The 20,263-nt window shown below is 62.6% G+C and carries 18 protein-coding genes; 8 read left to right on the forward strand and 10 right to left on the reverse strand.

Going from position 1 to position 20,263, the window contains the following annotated elements:
- Nucleotides 1-173 precede the first annotated feature (173 nt).
- Nucleotides 174-1,511 carry an LGFP repeat-containing protein gene (locus tag NKJ12_RS03725; RefSeq protein ID WP_352690254.1) on the forward strand — a complete coding sequence of 446 codons (1,338 nt, stop codon included), beginning with the start codon at nucleotides 174-176 and terminating at the stop codon, nucleotides 1,509-1,511.
- Between the two features lie 297 nt (nucleotides 1,512-1,808).
- On the opposite strand, the gene NKJ12_RS03730 is transcribed toward NKJ12_RS03725, so the two are convergent.
- The 4 genes from NKJ12_RS03730 to NKJ12_RS03745 all read right to left on the reverse strand — a co-directional run bounded on the left by NKJ12_RS03730 (nucleotide 1,809) and on the right by NKJ12_RS03745 (nucleotide 5,768).
- Entirely contained in the window at nucleotides 1,809-3,863 is a 2,055-nt protein-coding gene (locus tag NKJ12_RS03730) for a M3 family metallopeptidase (protein WP_352701289.1), read from the reverse strand.
- Nucleotides 3,864-3,953: 90 nt separating this feature from the next.
- Nucleotides 3,954-4,361, reverse strand: coding sequence for a nuclear transport factor 2 family protein (locus NKJ12_RS03735; RefSeq protein WP_352509095.1), 408 nt, complete (start codon nucleotides 4,359-4,361; stop codon nucleotides 3,954-3,956).
- Between the two features lie 15 nt (nucleotides 4,362-4,376).
- Nucleotides 4,377-5,021, reverse strand: a complete 645-nt coding sequence (locus NKJ12_RS03740; protein ID WP_352480025.1) for a carbonic anhydrase — start codon at nucleotides 5,019-5,021, stop codon at nucleotides 4,377-4,379.
- Between the two features lie 210 nt (nucleotides 5,022-5,231).
- Nucleotides 5,232-5,768 (reverse strand): TetR/AcrR family transcriptional regulator, encoded by a 537-nt coding sequence (locus NKJ12_RS03745; RefSeq protein WP_352701290.1) that lies wholly within the window; start codon nucleotides 5,766-5,768, stop codon nucleotides 5,232-5,234.
- Nucleotides 5,769-5,918: 150 nt separating this feature from the next.
- Here NKJ12_RS03745 and NKJ12_RS03750 point away from each other — a divergent pair, with 150 nt between their 5' ends.
- Complete coding sequence (locus tag NKJ12_RS03750; protein WP_502900986.1) at nucleotides 5,919-7,196, forward strand: efflux RND transporter periplasmic adaptor subunit; 1,278 nt, start codon at nucleotides 5,919-5,921, stop codon at nucleotides 7,194-7,196.
- Complete coding sequence (locus tag NKJ12_RS03755) at nucleotides 7,193-10,276, forward strand: efflux RND transporter permease subunit (RefSeq protein ID WP_352690248.1); 3,084 nt, start codon at nucleotides 7,193-7,195, stop codon at nucleotides 10,274-10,276. The genes NKJ12_RS03750 and NKJ12_RS03755 overlap by 4 nt, the downstream gene beginning before the upstream one ends.
- A 70-nt stretch (nucleotides 10,277-10,346) precedes the next feature.
- Here the strand turns inward: NKJ12_RS03755 and NKJ12_RS03760 are convergent, their stop codons facing one another.
- Nucleotides 10,347-10,811, reverse strand: coding sequence for a L,D-transpeptidase (locus NKJ12_RS03760; protein ID WP_254817760.1), 465 nt, complete (start codon nucleotides 10,809-10,811; stop codon nucleotides 10,347-10,349).
- 599 nt (nucleotides 10,812-11,410) lie between these two features.
- Here NKJ12_RS03760 and NKJ12_RS03765 point away from each other — a divergent pair.
- Nucleotides 11,411-11,578, forward strand: coding sequence for a hypothetical protein (locus NKJ12_RS03765; protein WP_352701291.1), 168 nt, complete (start codon nucleotides 11,411-11,413; stop codon nucleotides 11,576-11,578).
- A gap of 76 nt (nucleotides 11,579-11,654) precedes the next feature.
- On the opposite strand, the gene NKJ12_RS03770 is transcribed toward NKJ12_RS03765, so the two are convergent.
- Nucleotides 11,655-12,341 carry a response regulator transcription factor gene (locus NKJ12_RS03770; RefSeq protein ID WP_292663715.1) on the reverse strand — a complete coding sequence of 229 codons (687 nt, stop codon included), beginning with the start codon at nucleotides 12,339-12,341 and terminating at the stop codon, nucleotides 11,655-11,657.
- A gap of 46 nt (nucleotides 12,342-12,387) precedes the next feature.
- Between NKJ12_RS03770 and NKJ12_RS03775 the strand changes: the two genes are divergently transcribed.
- Both NKJ12_RS03775 and NKJ12_RS03780 read left to right on the forward strand, forming a co-directional pair.
- Nucleotides 12,388-13,167: a response regulator gene (locus NKJ12_RS03775; protein WP_352701293.1), complete on the forward strand. Its 780-nt coding sequence runs from the start codon at nucleotides 12,388-12,390 to the stop codon at nucleotides 13,165-13,167.
- 39 nt (nucleotides 13,168-13,206) lie between these two features.
- Nucleotides 13,207-15,294, forward strand: coding sequence for a PAS domain S-box protein (locus NKJ12_RS03780; protein WP_352701294.1), 2,088 nt, complete (start codon nucleotides 13,207-13,209; stop codon nucleotides 15,292-15,294).
- Nucleotides 15,295-15,382: 88 nt separating this feature from the next.
- Here the strand turns inward: NKJ12_RS03780 and NKJ12_RS03785 are convergent, their stop codons facing one another.
- A complete protein-coding gene (locus NKJ12_RS03785; protein ID WP_352701425.1) occupies nucleotides 15,383-15,769 on the reverse strand; it encodes a hypothetical protein in 387 nt (128 codons plus the stop codon).
- Between the two features lie 400 nt (nucleotides 15,770-16,169).
- Here NKJ12_RS03785 and NKJ12_RS03790 point away from each other — a divergent pair, with 400 nt between their 5' ends.
- Entirely contained in the window at nucleotides 16,170-17,372 is a 1,203-nt protein-coding gene (locus NKJ12_RS03790) for an aromatic ring-hydroxylating oxygenase subunit alpha (RefSeq protein ID WP_352470716.1), read from the forward strand.
- Nucleotides 17,373-17,383: 11 nt separating this feature from the next.
- Here NKJ12_RS03790 and NKJ12_RS03795 read toward each other — a convergent pair whose 3' ends face one another.
- The 3 genes from NKJ12_RS03795 to NKJ12_RS03805 form a co-directional block, all read right to left on the reverse strand.
- Nucleotides 17,384-18,151, reverse strand: coding sequence for a DUF429 domain-containing protein (locus NKJ12_RS03795; protein ID WP_352683763.1), 768 nt, complete (start codon nucleotides 18,149-18,151; stop codon nucleotides 17,384-17,386).
- A 62-nt stretch (nucleotides 18,152-18,213) separates the two neighbouring features.
- Nucleotides 18,214-19,098: a pyridoxal kinase PdxY gene (gene pdxY, locus NKJ12_RS03800; protein ID WP_352470715.1), complete on the reverse strand. Its 885-nt coding sequence runs from the start codon at nucleotides 19,096-19,098 to the stop codon at nucleotides 18,214-18,216.
- A 9-nt stretch (nucleotides 19,099-19,107) separates the two neighbouring features.
- The gene (locus NKJ12_RS03805; protein ID WP_352701295.1) at nucleotides 19,108-19,359 is read right to left on the reverse strand and encodes a hypothetical protein; all 252 of its coding nucleotides are present in this window, start codon (nucleotides 19,357-19,359) and stop codon (nucleotides 19,108-19,110) included.
- A 161-nt stretch (nucleotides 19,360-19,520) separates the two neighbouring features.
- Here NKJ12_RS03805 and NKJ12_RS03810 point away from each other — a divergent pair, with 161 nt between their 5' ends.
- Nucleotides 19,521-20,165: a LemA family protein gene (locus tag NKJ12_RS03810; protein ID WP_352470713.1), complete on the forward strand. Its 645-nt coding sequence runs from the start codon at nucleotides 19,521-19,523 to the stop codon at nucleotides 20,163-20,165.
- Nucleotides 20,166-20,263: the final 98 nt, after the last annotated feature.

Genomic DNA, 20,263 nt, shown 5'->3' on the forward strand with positions numbered 1-20,263 from the left:
TCGCAGTTCCGGACGGAAAACCGTTCCACACTTTTCCTGGAATTGCTCTGGCGCAGCTCGGAACTCTGTAAGCCGTCCGTAAGTCGCGGTCTGGGAACCTCGGCCCGTCGATCAAAACCGATCGCCGGAGGCCTGAAGCCCCCGATACCAACACTCACAGGAAGGAAAAGGTCATGCCGTATACTGCCAGAGCAACTTCGAGAGTGCGTGCCGGCACCATCCGCGCTGGAGCCACAAGACTTTCCGACCAGCTCAGGATCGGGCCTTGGTCGCTCCTCTCGCCCGAAGCTGTCATACAGCAAAAGTACAACTCCCTTGGAGGCGCCGGCTTCGCCGAGATCGACAGGAAGGAGACTGGAAAAGCCTGGTATCTCAAGAACGGCTCATGCATTTGTTACAACGATGCCATGCACGACGCCTTTGAGATCCACGGCGACATCTACAGGAAATGGATTGCGCTTGGCGGTCTCGCGTGGGGCATTCCCTGCACCGACGAAACCGGAACTCCCGACGGCGTCGGGCGATACAATCACTTCAACAACAATACCGCTTCGATCTACTGGACACCGAATACCGGTGCTCAAGCGATTTGGGGGGCAATTCGCAGCAAATGGGCAGCAATGGGCTGGGAGCGCTCGGTTCTCGGCTATCCGGTCACCGACGAAACCGGAACTCCCGACGGCGTCGGGCGCTACAACCATTTTGCCAATGCCGGCTCGATCTACTGGACACCGAACACCGGAGCCAACGTGGTGTACGGTGACATCCGCAAGAAGTGGGAAAGCCTGGGCTGGGAACAGTCATATCTGGGGTACCCAACCACCGACGAGACCGAATTTGCCGACGGTGGCCGTGCCAATCTGTTTGAAAACGGCGGCATATACTGGTGGCCCGACACCGGCGCGATCGACCTTCGAGATGTCGTCGTCCACTATACCGGCCTCCATTGCTTCGGCGAGACCGACTGGGATCAGGGGTCGAGTGCGGACGAGCCCTATGTCATCGTCAGCGTGACAACGCCGCAGATGGCCGACACCAAGCGCAGCCAGGTCTATGGCGACGTCGATGCGGGAGATACGAGACCCGACCTGATGGAGGTCTATCGAGGCAAGCCCTACGGCATCAATATCGGTACGGTGCTGATGGAAAACGATTTCGGCGATCCAAACAAGTACAAGGACGAAGTGCAGAAGGTCGTGATGGGCGTCCATACGGCGGGTACGCTGGCTTTGGGCCTCATTCCGGTGGCAGGACCTATCATTGCCGCAATAGCCGGCCCGGCCCTGGGATCCTTGATGCCATCGATCGGCGGCGCCATCAGCGATCTCTTCGATTGGGGCGATGACAGGATCGGGAGCGCGACAGTGACCATCTCCGCAAAGCAGATGGTGTTGCTCGCGGCACGTACGAACAATACCACCTTCAGCGGGATTGGGTTCAAAGTGGAAACGCCCCTGATTTCCGGCGAAGGGGCGTCCTACAAAGCCTATTTTGGCTTTGTGCCTGCCTAGTCTAGGCCAATCGCCCCGGCAAAAAAGCTTGCCGGGACAATCAACTTACCAGCCCCGCCTTCCGTTGGCGGGGCTGACGTTCGCGACTGAGAGATTTATTTCCGTAGCGGTCGTCACAAGGCGGTCCGGATGCGCCAGCGGCCGATCAGCATAGCGGGCAGTCACCTCAACGACACTGCCGCAGCCAGCGAGGCCGAGCCGGGACCGACAGAACCGGATCAGGCGGCGCGCAACCCGACGCCATGACGGCCGACATCAATCAGGATAGAAGAGAACCGTGACAAGAGCGGGCACGCATCACACCAGTCCGCGCTTGGCCATCATTGCTTCCGGTGAAGGCATCTTGCCGCGGAAGGCGGTGTAGAGTTCTTCGGGATCCTTCGAGCCGCCGGCGGCGTAGATGTTCTTGCGCAGCCGCTCGGCCAGCGCCGGATTGAACGGATCGCCCGTCTCCTCGAAGGCGGCGAAGGCGTCGGCATCGAGCACTTCCGACCACATGTAGGAATAATAGCCGGCCGAATAGCCGTCGCCGGCAAAGATGTGGCCGAAATGCGGGGTGCGGTGACGCATGGCGATGGTATCGGGCATGTTAAGCCCTTCCAGCGTTTCGGCTTCGAAACGAAGCGGCTGGTCCGGTGCATCCGGCCGGGCGTGGTAAGCCATGTCGACCAACGCCGAGGCAGTGAACTCGACCGTGGCGAAGCCCGCGCCGAAGGTGCGCGCCGCCAGCATCTTGTCGACCAGCGTCTTTGGCATCGGCTTGCCGGTCTTGACATGCAGCGCATGTTTTTCCAGCACCGCCGGTACCGTCAGCCAGTGTTCGTAAAGCTGCGAAGGCAGTTCGACGAAATCGCGGCTGACCGAGGTGCCAGCGACCGACGGCCAAGTGACGTCGGTCAGCATGCCGTGCAGAGCATGACCGAATTCGTGGAACAGCGTCTTGGCTTCGTCGACCGACAGCAAGGCGGCCTCGCCGGCCGGCGGCTTGGCAAAATTCATGATGTTGTAGATGACCGGCTTGGAGCCATCGCCAAGCCTGTAACCGGATTTCAGCGCGCTCATCCAGGCGCCGGAGCGCTTCGAGAGTCGCGCGAAATAGTCGGCGAGGAACAGGCCGCGCTCGCTGCCGTCGACATTCTTCACCACGAAAACACGTGCGTCGGGATGCCAGGTGGCAATGCCCTTCTTTTCTTCGAAAGAAATGCCGAACAATCGTGTTGCCACATCGAAACAGGCGTCGATGATGCGGTCTAGCTGCAGGTACGGCTTCAGCTCGGCCTCGTCGAAGGCGAATTTCTCTGCGCGCAGCTTCTCCTGATAGAAGCGCCAGTCCCAGGCAGCGAATTTTTCGTTGCTGCCGGCCTCGGCCGCCAGCCGCTGCAATTCGGCTTGGTCGCTTGCGGCCTTTTCCACCGCCTTTTCCCAGACCGGATCGAGCAGCGCGTGCACCGCCTCCGGCGTCTTGGCCATGGTATCGTCGAGCTTCAATGCGGCGTAGGAAGCATAGCCGAGCAGCTTCGCCTTCTCGGCGCGCAGGCGCAGCATGTCGCGCACCACTTCCGTGTTGTCGGTAGCGCCGCCATTCTGACCACGCATGATGAAGGCGCGGAACGCTGTCTCGCGCAGATCGCGGCGTTCTGAGAAGGTCGAGAACGGCTCGTAGATCGAACGCGACAGAGTGACGGCGTAGCGGCCCTTCTGGCCGCGCATCTCGGCGGCTTCCGCCATCGAGCTTTTCAGGAATTCCGGCAGGCCGGCAAGGTCGGCCTCGTCGAGGAACAACGCCCAGTCGCGCTCGTCGGCAAGCACGTTCTGGCCGAAATTGGTGCCGAGCGACGACAATTCCTCGTTGATCGAGGCCAGCCGCTTCTTGCCTTCGGCGTCGAGCCTGGCGCCGGAGCGAACGAAGTTTTTCCAGGTCTTTTCCAAGACCCGCATCGTTTCGGCATCGAGCTTCAAAGCATCGCGGCGCTGATAGAGATGGTCGATGCGGGCGAACAGGCGTTCGTTCATCGAGATTGCCGAGAAATGCCGCGACATCTTTGGCGAGATGTCGCGCTCCAGTGCCTGGATCGTCTCATTGGTGTGGGCGCCGGCTCGGCACCAGAAGATCGACGAGACATGGTCGAGCGCCTCGCCGGCAAGCTCGAGCGCGGCAAGCGTGTTTTCGATGGTCGGCGTCCCGGCGTTGCCGGCAATCGCCTCGATCTCGGCCTCATGCGCCTTCAGGGCCGCGTCGAAGACCGGAGAAAAATCGCCATCGCCGATGCGCGTGAAATCGGGCAGGCCGAGCGGCCCTTGCCATGCGGTCAGCGGATGGGCAGCGAGGTCGACGGTGGACGGCATGGGCAAACTTTCGCTGAGTGGCGGGAGAAAATGAATCGTCACCGATGTAAGGCGCCGGCCGGTTGCGCGCAACAGCGGGTCCCGTTCATGGTTCCGTCAGTAACCGTCGCAATTTTCGGCGATCGCGGCTTGCGAACTGGCGCTGATCTGGTCGTTGGCGACCGCGAAAGTCTCCTGCATCAGCATGTCGTTGCTGGGAAAATCATAGCAGGCGATCACAGTGGTGACGCCGCCCTCCGTCTTCTCGATCCGGTGGCGGATTTCGGCCCCGGCGACGGCGCCCTGCCACTCGGCGATCGAGGCGATGAATTCCTGCTTGCTTTGCACGACGCCGAGGTCGTCGAGCTTGATGCGGACGTTGTCGGCGAGCAGGTCCGACAATTCGGTGCGGTCGGCGACCAGCAGTGCCGAATACCAGCGGTCTATGATCGCGCTATCGTCGGCGCTGGCAACATTTGCTGAGCACAGTAGTGCCGCCGCCGCGAACGCGAACCGAGCTCGCATCATGCCCCTCGTCTCCTACTCCGTCTCCGGCCGCTCGAAATCGCCTGTGTCCTTGTTCATCACCCAAAGCTCGCCGGTCGAAATATCGAACCAGGCACCGTGCAGCGACAGCCGCCCCTTGCCTTCGAGGATCGAAACACAAGGGAAGGTGCGCAGATTGGCTATGGAATAGCGGATCGAGATGCGCTCCAGCGCCGTCTGGCGCTCGGTCGCGGTCATGAAGGTGCTGGACGATACGGTCTCGGCCGCAGGCGCGATCAGGCTCATCCACTTGCCGATGAAATCGCCCGGCGACAGGGGTGCGGCCGTGGTGTCGAGTGCCGCGCGGATGCCGCCGCAGCGGCCGTGGCCCATCACCACGATGTTCTTGACCTTGAGGCTCTGCACGGCAAATTCGAGCGCTGCCGATGTCGAGTGGAACTGATCGTCGGGCGCATAGGGCGGCACCAGATTGCCGACATTGCGCAGCACGAACAGCTCGCCGGGCCCGGCGTCGAAGATCGCTTCGGGCGCGGCCCGCGAATCGCAGCAGGCGACGATCATCGTTTCGGGTGCCTGGCCCTCCCGCGCCAGCGAGCGATAACGGCCGCTTTCGGTGAGATAGCGGCCGCTCATGAAACTGCGGTAGCCGGTGAGAAGATGCTCGGGAAGATGGGGCATGGGCAGCGGTGGGAGCCTTTCCGGGTTGAAGGCAGCTCGGGTCAATCCCGAAAGGCTCTAGCGCATCGGCCCGAAAATCGGAACCGATTTTCGGAAAGCGTGGAGCGTAGGTCCAAAGCGTGGAGCTCACTCTGCCCCAAGTGGACGGCACCTCGCTCCAGCCACATCCCGACAGTCGAAGCAATTGAACCCGGCCGGCGTATTCCTAGACTATTCCGCGATCTCCAGCAGGGTCGATATCAGCAGCCGGCGCTCGTCGGCGGAAAGAATATCCGAACCGAACAGATTCATGCTGCGAAGTCCCTCGATGGCGAGATAGCAGACCAGTAGCGCCTTGAGGTTCGGCGTCTCCTTCTTCAGCCGTTCGAACACCTGCCGCCTGAACGATTTTATCGGCGTCAGGAAGTCGGGATCCTCGGCGATAGCCGAAAATATCCAGGATGCCGATGGCTTCGTCTCCTCGGCATGCTCGGCCGAAAGCCTGATATAGGCGGCGAGCGGGCTCTCGCCGCTGCCGCTGTTCTTGCGGGCGGCCTCCAGCGCCTGTTGGAATGCGCTGAGATAATCCTCCACCAGCGCCTGCATCAATTTCGCCTTGGTCGGGAAATTGTAGAGAAGACCACCCTTCGACACGCCGGCACGGCTGGCAACAGCGTCCAGCGACAGGCTGCCAGGACCCGTCTCGCGTGCCACCGCGGCGGCAGCAGCGAGAATTTTTTCGCGCGAATTTGCTCTGCGGACCTTCATCAATCGTTCCCCATTCATTAGCTTAGGCGGAATTGACAAGACCGTCCAGACGGTACAGTAAGATTGCCGTCATTTGAAATTGGGACCAGTCACAGGTATGTGTTCCGGTCGTCCGACCGTTATGCTGGGCCATGGCCGAGGGGACTGTTCGTGATCAAGCGCTTCATCATCGCCTTCATTCTGCTCGTGCTGGTGTGCGGCGGCATCGTCGGCTTCAACCTGTTTCGCGACAATGCGATCAAACAGTTCTTCGCCACCATGAAGCCGCCGGCCACGACCGTGTCGACAGTCATTGTCAAACCGATGTCCTGGACCCCCGGCATCGAGGCGATCGGCACTGTCAGTGCCGTACGCGGCGTCGACCTGACGGTCGAAACTGCTGGCATCGTCAAGGACATCCTGTTCCATGCCAATCAGAAGGTCGCCGCCAACGCCGTCCTGCTGCAGCTTGACGATGCCGTCGAGCGAGCCGACCTCGTCGCGTCGAAGGCGCAAGCCACCTCCGACCAGACGACGCTGATGCGCGCTCTCGAGCTGCAGAAGCGCGGGGTCGGCACCGATGCTACGCTCGACACGGCGCAGGCAGCAGCATCGGTCTCCGCCGCGCAGGTAAACAAGCTGCAAGCGGTGCTCGACCAAAAGCAGTTGACCGCCCCCTTCAAGGGTACTGTCGGTATTCCGAAAATCGACCTTGGCCAGTATCTCACACCCGGCACCGCCGTAGTGACCTTGCAGGACATGGATACGATGCGTGTCGATTTCACCGTGCCGGAGCAGCAGCTTCCGCAGCTGAAGATCGGACAGAGGGTGCGGTTGGGCGTCGGCGGCGGCGACATGCCGTTCACCGGCAGCATCCGCGGCATCGATCCGAAGATCGACCCGACCAGCCGGCTGGTGACGGTAAGGGCGGAGGTCGGCAATCCCGAAGGCAAGCTGACGCCGGGCCAGTTCGTCCAGGTGCGCGTCGAACTGCCCGAGGAGAACGACGTGCTGGCGCTGCCGCAGACGGCGCTGACCTCCAGCCTGTACGGCGACTTCGTCTTCGTGGTGCGCCCGGCCAAATCCGCCGAAGCCAACGGCGCGGCTCCCGAGGCAAAGCCGGAAGAGAAGCCGGCTGCAGATGCTGCCAAGCCGGCGGCCGAAGCACCCGTGGCAAAACCCGACGAAAAGCCGGCTGCTACCCCAGCCAAACCGGCAGCGGAAGCCAAGCCGGCAGCGGAAGAACAGAAACCGCAGCTCGTGCTCGCCCAGGTGTTCGTCAAGCCAGGCCGCCACAACGCCGGCCTGGTCGAGATCCTGGAAGGCATCCAGCCCGGCGACGAAGTCGTTACGGCCGGCCAGAACCGGCTCTCCAACGGCATGTCCGTTGCCGTCGACAACACGATCGATCCGAGCAAGCCGGGGAACCAGCAGGCAGCCCAGCAATGAGCTTTTCCGATCTCTTCATCCGCCGCCCGGTTCTCTCGACCGTGCTTGCCTGCATGATCCTGCTTCTGGGTTTTCAGGGCATCTTCAACCTTTCGATTCGGCAGTATCCAGAGGTTGAAGAAACGGCCATCACCATCACCACGGCCTATCCCGGCGCCAGCGCCGACCTGATCCAGGGGTTCATTTCCGCGCCGATCGCGCGTGCCGTCGCTTCGACCGAAAACATCGATTATGTCACGTCGTCGAGCCGGCCGTCCTCCAGCACCGTGACGGTGCAGATGAAGCTCGGCTCCGACCCCGACGTCGCGCTGAACGAAGTCTTGTCGAAGGTTCAGAGTGTTCGCGGCGATCTGCCGGACGAAACCAAAGACCCGGTGATCGTCAAGGGCACCGGCCAGCAGTTCGCGATGATGTACATCTCGATGCAGAATCCGAACATGACACCGGAACAGCTCACCGAATATATCGAGCGTGTCGTGCGGCCGCGTATCTCGACGGTCGAAGGTGTCGCCGACGTGCAGATTTTCGGCGCCGCCGAATATTCGATGCGTGTCTGGATCGACCCGATCAAACTGGCGGCGCGCGGCGTGACGGCGGCGGAAGTGCTGACCGCCATCAACGAATCGAATTTCCTCTCCGCGCCCGGCGATACCGAAAACGAATATGTGGCTTCCTCGATCACGGTTCGCTCGACCCTGCAGACGCCGGAGGCTTTCGCTGCCCTTCCGCTCCGCTCGAAAGACGGCAATGTGGTGAGGCTGCGCGACGTGGCCCGCGTCGAGCTCGCCGCGGCGAGCACCGACACCAGGGTCACGTTCAACGGCAAGCCCGGCATCTTTCTCGCCATCTTTCCGACGCCGGCCGCCAATCCACTGACCACCGCGGCGGCGATCCACAAGATTGTGCCGACGATCCAGGAGACGCTGCCGCTCGGCATGACGATCGAGATCGTCTACGACTCGACCGAGCAGATCAGCGCGTCGATCGAGGAGGTGTTCAAGACCATCGGCGAGGCGGTCGCCATCGTCATCGTCGTCATCCTGCTCTTCCTCGGCTCGTTCCGCTCGGTGCTGATGCCGATCGTGACCATTCCGCTGTCGCTGATCGGCGTCTGTTTCCTGCTGTTTTCTTTGGGTTATTCGATCAACCTTTTATCGTTGCTGGCCATGGTGCTGGCGATCGGACTGGTTGTTGACGATGCCATCGTGGTGGTGGAAAACATCCACCGCCACATGGAGGAAGACGGCTTGTCGCCGATGCAGGCGGCCTTCAACGGCATGCGGGAGATCTCGTCCGCCGTCGTCGCCATGACGATAACGCTGGCCGCGGTGTTCGCGCCGCTGGCCTTCACCGGCGGCCTGACAGGCGCACTGTTTCGCGAATTCGCGGTGACGCTTGCCGGCTCGGTGGTGCTTTCGGGTGTCGTCGCCCTAACCGTCACGCCGATGATGTCGGCACGCATCCTGAGGGCCGGGTCGCACAGCCGCTTCCAGCGCATTGTCGACAACACGTTCGGGCGCGTCGAACACGTCTACGAGCGGCTGGTCAGCGGCTCGCTGAAATATCGCCCGGTGACGCTGATGATCGTCATCGCACTGGTCGCCACGACCGGCTTCATGTTCACAAAGACCGCGAGCGAACTGGCGCCGGAAGAAGACCAGGGCTTCTTGCTGTCTATTGTGAACGCGCCGCGTTACGCGACGTCGGACTACACCGAGACCTATGTGAACCAGATTCTCGGGCTGGTGAATGATATCCCCGAAACCAGGGCACGGTTCTCCGCCGTCGCGTTCCAAGGCCCGACCAACAGCGCTTTCGTCGGCTTTGCGTTCAAGGACTGGGCCGAGCGCGCGCGCAGCTCGAAGGAACTTCAGGAAGACATCACTGCCCGCCTTGCCAAGGTGGCAGGCGTCGAGGCTTTCGTCTTCGCACCACCGACGCTGCCCGGCTCCGGCGGCGGCCTGCCAATCACGATGGTGGTGCGCTCGACCGGGGAGGCCTCCCAGGTGTACGAGGCCGCCGAGAATATCAAGAACAAGGCGCAGGCCTCCGGTCGCTTCCTCGCCGTGCAGAATTCCATGTCCTACGATGCGCCGCAAGTGACAGTGACGATCGACCGCGACCGCGCCGCGGCACTCAACCTGCCGATCGCCGAAATCGGCCGGACGCTGACCCTCTTGGTCGGTGGCGCCGAGGTGGCGCAATTCGACCGCGAATCCAACAGCTACGACATCATCCCGCAGGTGCCGCAGCAATTCCGCGACAATCCCGAAAAACTTGGGGAGTATTTCGTGCGCAGCGTCTCGGGTGAGATGGTGCCGCTCTCTGCGGTGGTGAAGATCTCGACCAACGCGTCGCCGGCGGCGATCGAGCAATTCAACCAGTTGAATTCCGCAACGATTTCCGCCTTGCCGCTGCCTGGCGTCACCACCGGCGACGGTTTGAAAGCGATCGAGGATATCGCCAAGGAGAGCCTGCCGGACACTTTCTTCATCGACTATACCGGTCAATCGCGGCAGGAGAAGGAACAGGGCTACACGATCATCATCGCCTTCGCGGCGGCAGTGCTCGTCATCTACCTGGTGCTGGCGGCGCAGTTCGAAAGCTTCCGCGATCCGTTGATCATCATGATGGCGGTGCCACTCTCGATCTTCGGCGCGATCGTGCCGCTTAATATCGGGCTCGGCACCCTCAACATCTACACCCAGGTCGGCTTGATCACCTTGATCGGCCTGATCACCAAGCACGGCATCCTTCTGGTCGAGTTCGCCAACCAGCAGCGTGAAATGCACGGCATGCGGCGGCGCGATGCGATCATCGCCTCGGCCAGGGTGCGGCTGCGGCCGATCCTGATGACGACGGCGGCGATGGCGCTAGGCGTGGTGCCGCTGATCATCTCCAGCGGCGCCGGTGCCGCGGCACGCTATTCGATGGGCCTGGTGATCTTCACCGGCATCCTGGTCGGAACCATGTTCACGCTGTTCGTGGTGCCGATGTTCTACACCTTTATCGCCAGCAAGGACCTGCCGCATCACGCCGAAAAGCCGGATCCGAAGCTGATGCCGGCGATGCCGGATTAGATTGTACTGATATTGTACAATAAAAAGGCCGGATTTCCGGCCTTTTTGAGAGCGACGAGAGCAGCATCGCTCACTTGACGATGACGATGCTGGTGTTGGCCGGGCCGAAGACCTCGACGAGCTGGTAGAAATCGGCGGCGTTGTCCGGATGCAGACGCACGCAGCCATGCGAGGCCGGCTGGCCGAGGCGCTTGATGGCGCTTGTCGCATGTACGGCGTAGCCGCCGTTGAAGAACACCGAATGCGGCATCGGGGCGTTGTCGTATTTCTTCGAATACCAAATTTCATGCATGCGGGTCGGCTTGAACGAACCGGTCGGTGTGACGTGCGTCCTGTCGCCCGTCGAAACCTTCCAGGCGAATGTCGGCCGGCCGTCGACCAGAATTTCCATGGTCTGCTGCGATAGCGACACACGCGCGACGATCTTGTTGGCGGCGGCGTGGGCTGCGCCGTTGCCGGCACTGACAAGCAAGGCAGTACCGGTGATGACGGCGGCGGCGATGTTGATGAGCTTGGCGGAAATGGCAGTGTACATGATGTCTCCCCTATTCTGCCGGTCGGGGCCGGCCCAATTCATGACCGGCTTATCGGGGCGTCATGTTTCAAGCCGATTTCGCAAGATGCTCGTTTGTGTTTCGATTCTGCTTCCCCTGGTTAACAGAAAAGGTCCGTGCAAAGCAGCTTGCAGTCGCACGACGTCGTCATGACGGGTGGCGTGTTTGCCTAGGCGGATCGGCCAAACCGCGGCGCCAATACGCGATTGCCTTTCGTTTGATAGGAATTCACCTGACTCCGAAACCGAGCTGCAACAAAGCGCAGCGTCGGCGGCATGATCCGGATACAGCGAACAGGCAAAGTTGACCTAACGAAAACAGCGGGCAACGAACGATCGGAAGCCAACACTGTTTCGCTACGGCCTGGATTGATCTGGACACTTTCCAGCCTGCGCGTCGACCGGCTCAAGCCCCTCTGGCGGGGGCGGCTTAGGGCCGTTGAGGATGCGCGGCGCCTCCGGCAACTTGCAGCCGAGAGGACCGAAGGCCCGCGCCGCAACGGGGGGCTCCGCTGGCGGCGCGGGCGCTTCGGGGGTTCCCCTGAAGTGCCCGTAAATTCCAATTTTGAGGAACGAACAGGATGAAAACGAAATTCGCCGCTTCCGTGCTTTCCGCCCCGCTTTACGTGCAGGGGCTGCTCGGCATTGCCGGCCTCGCCACCGTGCTGCTGAAGGAACGTGCCCATGCCGGCGAGGTCAGCACGAACGGTGACATGCTGTCCGGCCCGTCGCTTCTCGTGGTGCGCTGAAGAGCATCGGACCCCAAGGTGGAAACCGGTTTTGGGAAAATCCGATGCTCTAGACAAGAGGGTGGCCGTCCTGCCTTCAATCGGCGAATTGCGTCGGCGGATCGAACCGGTAACCCGCACCCCGTATGGTGGTGATGGTTTCGGTATCGAGCTTGCGGCGCAGCCGCACGATGCGCGAATCGATCGACCGGTCGAAGGCTTCGGCATTTTCGGCGGGCGCGGCGGCGATGATGTCGTCCCGCGTCAGCACCTTGCGCGGGCTGGCCAGGAACAGCCTGAGCAGCGCCACCTGCCCGGGGGACAGCTGTTCTTCCGTGCCCGAGCGGTGCATGACGATGGCCGATCGGAGATCGACGGTCGCGTTCTCCAGCACGATCAGTTCCCCGGCGCTCCTGCCGCGCCGAGCCAGAAGGCCGCCGACGCGAGCAGCAAGCTCCCTGACATTGAGCGGGCTTTCGACGACGTCGGCGGCGCCGAGTTCGAGCGCCAGAACCTTGTCGACCAGATCGGCCGGGCGGCAGATCAGGATGAAATCCGGTCCACCTTCGCCGCCATGTCGCCTGAGCAGGTCGCGCCCCTCCGCCTGGCTGACGCTGTCGCCGACAACCACGACATCGATACCCTTTTCCGAAAGCAGCGATTCGGCCTCCCACGGCTGTCGCGCCGCGCGGACGTCATGACCGCGCCGCTCGAGATGATCGGCGAGATCGGTCGCAATTACTTCAGCGACGGAAACAAGCGCGATAACGGATCGTGCAGCCATGTTTTTCTACCCCGCATACGGCAACCCAAGAAGAGTGCTGGACATCATGTTTATACCCAATCTACTTTCCACTGAAAGCGGGAGCGAAAGCATCGTGCGGGCACGAATTGTCATCGTCGAGGACGAGCCCGATCTGAGGGATGCGGTCGCCGAGTATCTCGGCGCCAGCGGCTATGATGTGGCCACGGCCGAAAGTGCGGCGGCGGCGCGCGACCTTTTGGAAACCCAGTCCTTCCATCTGGCCATTCTCGACATCGCCATGCCGGGCGAGGACGGCCTGTCGCTCGGCCGCTGGATGCGGTCGAAAATGCCGATCGGCATCATCTATGCAACGGCCGCCGGTACCGCGCTCGACCGCATCGTCGGACTGGAGCTCGGCGCTGACGATTACATCGTCAAGCCTTACGAATTGCGCGAAGTGCTGGCCAGGGTGCGCAGCGTACTGCGTCGCGTTCCTGAGCCGACCGAGCCACAAAAGGCCAAGCCTGAGACATCCGGCGGCCGCCGGTCCGTGAGCTTCGGACCCTTTCACGCCGATCTCGACGGCAGGCTCGTCACCGGCGCCAACGGTGCGGTCATCGACATGGCCAAGAGCGAGTTCGACGTCCTGGAGGTGTTCCTGACGCGCGCCAACCGGCTGTTGACGCGGGCAGCGATCTCCGAGGCGATCGGTTTCGTCGAGGACCCGGAATCGTCCCGCGCGGTCGACATCCGCATCATGCGGCTGAGAAAGAAGATCGAAGCGGACCCGGCCAACCCGAAATTCCTGCGCACGGTGCGCGGCGAAGGCTATATCTTCTCGCTGCCGGCCGGTGAAAATAACTGAGGCCTGGCGGCTTGAGCAAGCCAAGGCCAGGAAATGACCATGACGGCTGAAACAGCACGCGCGGACACGCAGGGCGCCAGGCAGGGCGCGGCGATGGTGGCCGTGCATGTGGTTCGCCGGCTGCGCGAAGCCGGCGATTGGCAGCGCGAGATGGAAGGTATCCTCCAGACGCTTTGCGAAGCCATGGATTGTCACCGCGGCATCCTGTTTCGCCTGCGCGAACTGCCCGGCCAGGGTTTCGCCCAGTCGGTCGCCGCTTATTGGATCGCCCCCCGGTTTGGCGGTGAGCTGGCGTCACCTACCGTCATCGTGCAGTCGGTCGTCGATTCGGACCCATTGCTGGAACGGCTGGCGGAGGACGAGCGTCAAGGCAAGATCTTCGCCGGGCACACACGCGATCTCGAAGGCTTTCTGCGGACCGATTTCGAAAAGCAGAACATCAAGTCGTTCCTGTCGGTGTCGGTCTTTTCGCACGGCAATTTGTGGGGCACGCTGGCGGTCAACGATTGCGTCAACGAACGCGAATGGACCGACCAGGAAGAGGCGGCGCTGCACATGGTGGCACTCGCCATCGGCGATGCCATCGAACGATCGCCCTCCGACGCGCATGCCAGCGACGTCATTCGCCGCACCATGCTGCAGGCCTCGCTCGACGCCATCATCGTCATCGACGAGACCGGCTCGATCATCGAATTCAATCCGGCCGCCGAGAAGATGTTCGGCTATCGGCGCAGCGATATCCTCGGCAAGGACCTGCTCGATACGGTCGTGCCGGAATATTACCGCAAGGGCTATGCGTCGGGTGCCGAATACATGTCGGGCCGCGGCGCGCCGATGGTCGGCCAACGGCTTGAAACGGTCACCCAGAATGCCGCCGGCGAGGTTTTTCCGATCGAGCTGACGGCAACCGAGATGCGGGTCGCCGATCGCCAGCTGATCTTCGGCTCGATCCGCGACCTGCGCGACAAGTTGCGGGCTGAGGAGGAAATCAACCGCCAGCGCGAAAAACTGCACCAGAACGAGAAGATGGCGGCGATGGGCTCGCTGCTTGCCGGCGTTTCGCACGAGCTCAACAACCCGCTGGCCGTGGTCGTCGCCCAGTCGACGCTGCTGCATGAATTCGCCGCCGATCCGCAGACCAAGGTGCGCGCCGAAAAGGTGCGCGCCGCTGCCGAGCGCTGCGGCCGTATCGTCAAGAGCTTCCTGTCGATGGTCCGCCTGCACCCGGCCGCACAGGCCGAAACCGACCTCAACCAGGTGATCCGCGCCGCACTCGAAGTGACCGCCTATGGCGCACGGTCGAGCGGCATCATCATCGACACCGATTTCGCCAGCGGCCCGTTGCTGGCCATGGCAGATGCCGACCACGTGACGCAAGTGGCCGCCAACTTCCTCATCAACAGCCAGCACGCCTTGGCCGGCGTTGCCGGCGACCGCCGGATCAAGGTCCGGACGTTTCGCAGCGACCGCGGCAATCCCGGATTCTCGGTCGAGGACAACGGACCAGGCGTGCCGGAAGCGATACGCTCACGCATATTCGAATCCTATTTCACCACCAAGCCGGTCGGTGTCGGTACCGGCATCGGTCTGTCGATCTCGAAATCGATCATCGAGCGGCACAATGGCAATATCTGGTTCGAGGAGGTTTCGCCGAGAGGTGTGCGTTTTGTCGTGCAGCTGCCGGCGATCGCGGCCGGCGCGGCCGCCGCCGGCGAAGCTCCGTCGCGGTCGAGCGGCTTGCGTCACGCGCTGATCATAGACGATGAGCCGGATGTCGCCGCGTCGCTGTCCGACATTCTGGAGTTGATGGGCATCAAGTCGCGGATCGTGCCGGCCTGGGTCTCGGCCGCCGCGACGCTGAGTGGCCATGTCCCGCCGGACATCGTGTTTTCCGATTTGCGCATGCCCGGTACCAGCGGCATAGCCGCCTATCGCGAGCTACTCGCCGAATTGCCGGGTCTGGCGCAGCGCTTCGTGCTTGTCACCGGCGATCTGATCGGCGCGAAAGGCGAGATCGAGGCGCTGCCGGCGCCGCAGCGGCCGCCAATCCTCGAAAAGCCGTTCAGCACGCTGGATGTGCGCGGCGTGCTCTCGGCCATTGCCGAGCAGGCGGCTCTGGGCGGCTAGACTCCGAGATCTCTCCCGGAAGAAAAAGGCTCCCGGCCGACATTGCGGCGGGAGCCTGACTGGAGTGCTGGAGGGCGCTCGCAAAAAATCAAAAAACGTTCGGCGTATCGGCCAGTGGTGCGGCGTTGGCGATCATGCGGACCGGCCGTGCCTTGCCCGACTGGGCGGCGATGACGCGCAGGCAGTCCAGGCTCTCGGCGCCCCAGGCCTGCCCCTTGCAGGCAAAATCGATCTCCGGCGCCGGCAGGCGCGCCGTCTTGGTGGTGGTCGTCGCGCCGTCGATGAGGTTGGCCGGCGGGTTCAGTGAGGCGAAGGCCGGACCGACGGTAGGCGTCAACGCCATGCCGGCAAATGCGGCAGCCGCCAGCAGCATGAACATCGCCATCGGATGATCACTGGCGCGCTGGCGCAGCGCCAGCTTCGGGCGCCGGTCGTTACGCTGGGGACCCTGCTGGCGAAGGTCGGTATCGGTGATCTTCTTTTCTCTGTTGAAACGAACCTAATCGCACCTTGTAACCGGCCAACGATGATGAATTAACGATTGTGTAACCGGCATGAAACCAAGCCCGCGGCCATTCCTGGGCAAACCGATCCGGCGTAGCTGGCAGCACCGGTGGCATTCTCTGCTCGTTTTCCGCTACCCACGGCACCAGATCCGCGTCGCCTTTCCAGGCCCACGGAGCGTCGGGCGCTCAACAAGTGTAAGGGGATTAACGTCTGGAATTCCCGGGATTTTCCCGGCTTCGATCGTTCGGACTGGGCTCTCGAATCCCGTTCGATTTCCCGTCAAGACTTATCCCCATTTTTCCAAACCATTGCATTTCAATGGAAAATATGCTTTTATTGAACGACCATTCAATAAATAAAGAGCCTTTATGAACCCGCATCTACGTGACGTGGCAATCCCCAACGATTGGGATCGGCGGGGGCTGCCGGGCTGGAGCTATCATTCCGACGCCTTGCTCGAACTCGAGAAAGAGCACGTCTTCCGCAACCATTGGCAGATCGCCGGCCATGTCTGCGACGTGCCGAACGCCGGCGACTATCTGACGATGGATGTGGTCGGCGAGCGGGCGCTGATCGTGCGCGGCAAGGATGGCGTTGTGCGCGCCTTCAACAATATGTGCCGCCACCGCGGCAGTCGCGTCGTTGCCGACAGCCAGGGCACTTGCAAGAATGCGCTGGTCTGCCCCTTTCATGGCTGGGTCTACAATCTCGACGGCACGCTGCGCGGTGCTGCCCGCCCCCGTTCATTCCCCGACCTCGACAAGACCGATTTCGGCCTGATGCCGCTCGAGCTCGAAATCTGGATGGGCTTCATCTTCATCCGTTTCCGCAAGGGTGGGCCGCAGCCATCGGTGGCCGAGCTGTTGAAGCCGATCGAAGCCGAGATTGCCCATTACGGCGTCGCCGAGATGGTGCCATCCTGGGGCATCTGGACCCAAAGGACGCCGGTCAACTGGAAGTCGGTGCGCGATGTCGACAATGAAGGCTACCACGTCGCCATGGCGCATCCGGCGCTGCAGGACCTTTACGGTGCGACCTATTTCGACGAGCCGTTCGTCAACGGCGTGTCGCGCTCGTTCGCCACCTACAATCCGCATGCCGGACGGCGCTGGAGCGTCGCGCAGTACATCAAGCTCGCACCCGAGGCGAAGCACCTGCCGGAACACCTGCGCAAGGCCTGGATCTACTACGGCATCTTCCCGAACAACGTGCTGTCGATCATGCCGGAATCGGTGCAGTTCTATCAGGAATTTCCGCTGTCGACGGGTGAGACGCTGCTGCGCGGCGCCATCTACCGCTATCGCGACGAGACCAGGGAACAGGCGGCAGCCCGCTACCTATCCTACCGCATCGACCGCGACACGCTGGCCGAGGACGTGCAGCTTTCGATATGGTCCAACGAATCCATGCTGTCCGAAGCCTTCGGAGGTTTTTACCTCTCCGATCTCGAATATGGCGTGCGCACCCACCACGACCATTTGCGTAAGCAAGTTCCCGTGCTCGGATTGGAGACCGCGCCCGAGGAGAAGGATATGTGGGCACTCAACGAGGCGCTCAGATCACGCTCGTGACGCCCCGGTCCTCAGGCCCAAATGGCGACCGGAATGCCGAAACGATCGGCGAGCGGCGGATCCGGAAACGGCATTGCTTCGCCTCTGACGATGCGTCCGGCAACCACCATCATCGCCGCGGCGTCGAGGAAATCGTCGGCGGCCGCGCCGCGCGGCGGCGTCTGGTCGAGAAAATCCTGGCTATAACCATGTTGGGCAAGCAGCGCCTTGCGTTCGGCCATGCCGGCCGGATTGATGTTGCCCCTGATCTTCTTCGGCAGGCGCATAGCGCGGTCGCCGTTCAGTTTGCAGAAGGCAACTTCCGGATGCGATTCGAAGACGCGGCTGCGCAGTTCGGGCCGCGCGATCAGCAGCGAATCGATCTCGCGGATCTTGGCGAAGATGCCGAAGGCCTGGATCGAGACACCGCGCGGCGGATCTGAGGTTGTCCTGGCCACCTCGCTTGCCTTGCGATGTGCGGCGTACCAGGCATCGACCGTGGTGAAGGCTTCGACCTCGGCGTAAAGCGCGGCGCGGGAGGGGATGGCAAAGACACTGGACTGCCGGGCCCCGAGCAGCGGCCGCACCAGCGCCTCCGGGCCGCGACCGCCTCGTTGCGAGAAATCGGGCAGGCCGATTGGCATATCGACCGCTACCAACGAGTCGGCGGGCAGTCGGTCGAGCAACGCCGCGAAGCTCGGGAAAACGGCTGTCGACGGTGCCGCACCGGGATCGCGGCGGACGGCTATCCAGCCGGCCTTGCAACCGTCGACGCCGACAAGCACAACACCCCAGGGCATAACATCGTCGGGCGCAACATCCTCGGGCGCATCATCCTGGGGCACGGCGTCTTCGGCCTGCGTCACGCCCGGCGGTCCCGTTCCGGATGCAGCAGATGGCGAAGCTGCACCATCGCCATCGGGTGCGACAGGCTCTGGGCATCGGTCTCGAGCTGCAACTCGTCGCCGCCGCGCTTGGCGGTCCGCGCCAGGATCTCGTAGACCGCCGCCGTGGTCGATTGCAGCGCCTTGGCGGCCGGCTGGCCGGACAGGATCCGCGCCAGGTAGACGGCAGCCGTCAGGTCGCCGAGCCCATTCGGCGGCTTGTCGATGAGCCGGTGTTCGGCAAGCAGTGCCTCTCTGCCGGCGAGCAGCAAATTGCCGGTGCCGCCGGCCATCATCGCCGGCGCCGATGTGACCAGCATGGCCGGTGGGCCGGCCTGCAGGGCTGCAGCCATTGCCGATTTCAAGTCGGGCAGCGGCGCTCCGGCCATCCATTCCAGCTCGTAGCGGTTGGGCGTGGCGATATCGGCGATCGGCATCAGCCGGTCGCGCATGGCGATTGCGGTCGGCTCAGGTACGTAGAGCCCGCCCGAATCGCCCATCACCGGATCGCAGATATAGAGGGCGTCCGGCGTCTTCGCCTTGACCGCGCCGACCAGCGAAGCGACGGCTTCGGCCTGGCCAGCCTCGCCGAGATAGCCGGACAGCACGGCGCCGACCTCGCCCAGCCACGGCGCGCGCTCGAGGTCGGCCATCAGCGCCTTGAACTGGTCCAGCGGCGGCACAATGCGGGTGGCCCGGCCATGGCCCGGATGCCAGGGCAGGATGACGGTCGGTACCGCCCAAACCGGAAAGCCGAGCGTCTCCAGCGCAAAGACAGCGGCACGGTTGCCGACCGAGCCACGGGCGACATGACTGGAGACGACGATGACCGCGCGCGGCGCGTCGGTTTTTTCGGCACTCATTGATTTTTCCTAACTGCCCCTGGTGACGAAAAGCACGAGCCAGATCAACAGGCCGATGGCAATAAGCAAGCCCGCTGCCCGACCGATGCGGGTGCCCCAATATTCGATCGGGTCCGACCGGTCGGCATCGGCCGCAGTGACGTGGTCGCGCGCGCCTTTAGTCGTTCGTGCAAGGAACGAGGTGCCCCCCGGCTCGGTCTCGCGCGCCACCCGTTCGATGATGCGGCGCGATTCCGCGTCGCTGTCGTGGCGTTTCGCCATGGTGATGTCCCGTTTTATGCCGAGCTTAACCCGTTCGCCTCGTCTGTCACAGGGCCCGACGGCGAATGGCAGAAACCAGTAACACTTCTCGGCCGAAGTCATTTTCTTACGCAAGGATTGTGCTAATGCTTCGCCTGCCAATGCTATCGAGGGGACTTATCATGCTTGCCCAGCGCCTTTCTTCGCCGCCAATCTTCCGTAATTTAGCTGCGTTCCTGGTTATGGCCGTCATGCTGCCGCTGCTTGCCGGCTGCGGCTACAACACCATTCCAACAGCTGAGGAAAACGCCAAGGCCGCATGGAGCGAGGTGTTGAATCAATACCAGCGCCGCGCCGATCTCATCCCCAATCTGGTCAACACGGTCAAGGGCTACGCGGCGCACGAGAAGGACACGCTCGATGCCGTGGTCGAAGCGCGCGCCAAGGCGACGCAGGTGACCGTGACGCCGGAAACGCTGAACAATCCGGAAGCCTTCAAGAAATTCCAGGACAGCCAGGCCGGCCTGACCAGCGCGCTGTCGCGCCTGCTGGCGGTGGTGGAGAACTATCCCGATCTCAAGGCCAACCAGAACTTTCTGGCGCTGCAAGCACAACTCGAAGGCACCGAGAACCGGATCACGGTCGCCCGCCGCGACTATATCCAGGCAGTGAGAGAGTACAATCTGACGCTGAGGACCTTCCCGTCGGTGATCTGGGCGACCTTGTGGTTCCGCGGCAACCAGCCGTTTGCGAATTTCACCATCGAGGAGGACAAGATGCAGCCGCCGAAGGTCGATTTCGGCACCAACACCACGCAAGGCGGGTGAACGGCGCCTGTTGAGCCTGGGCCTGTTGGCCTTGTATTCCGTCGCGCCCCCCTCTGTCCTGCCGGACATCTCCCCCACTTGGGGGGAGATTGGCAGCT

Origin of the sequence: Mesorhizobium sp. M0195 (assembly GCF_040322115.1) — a bacterium.
Taxonomy (GTDB): domain Bacteria; phylum Pseudomonadota; class Alphaproteobacteria; order Rhizobiales; family Rhizobiaceae; genus Mesorhizobium.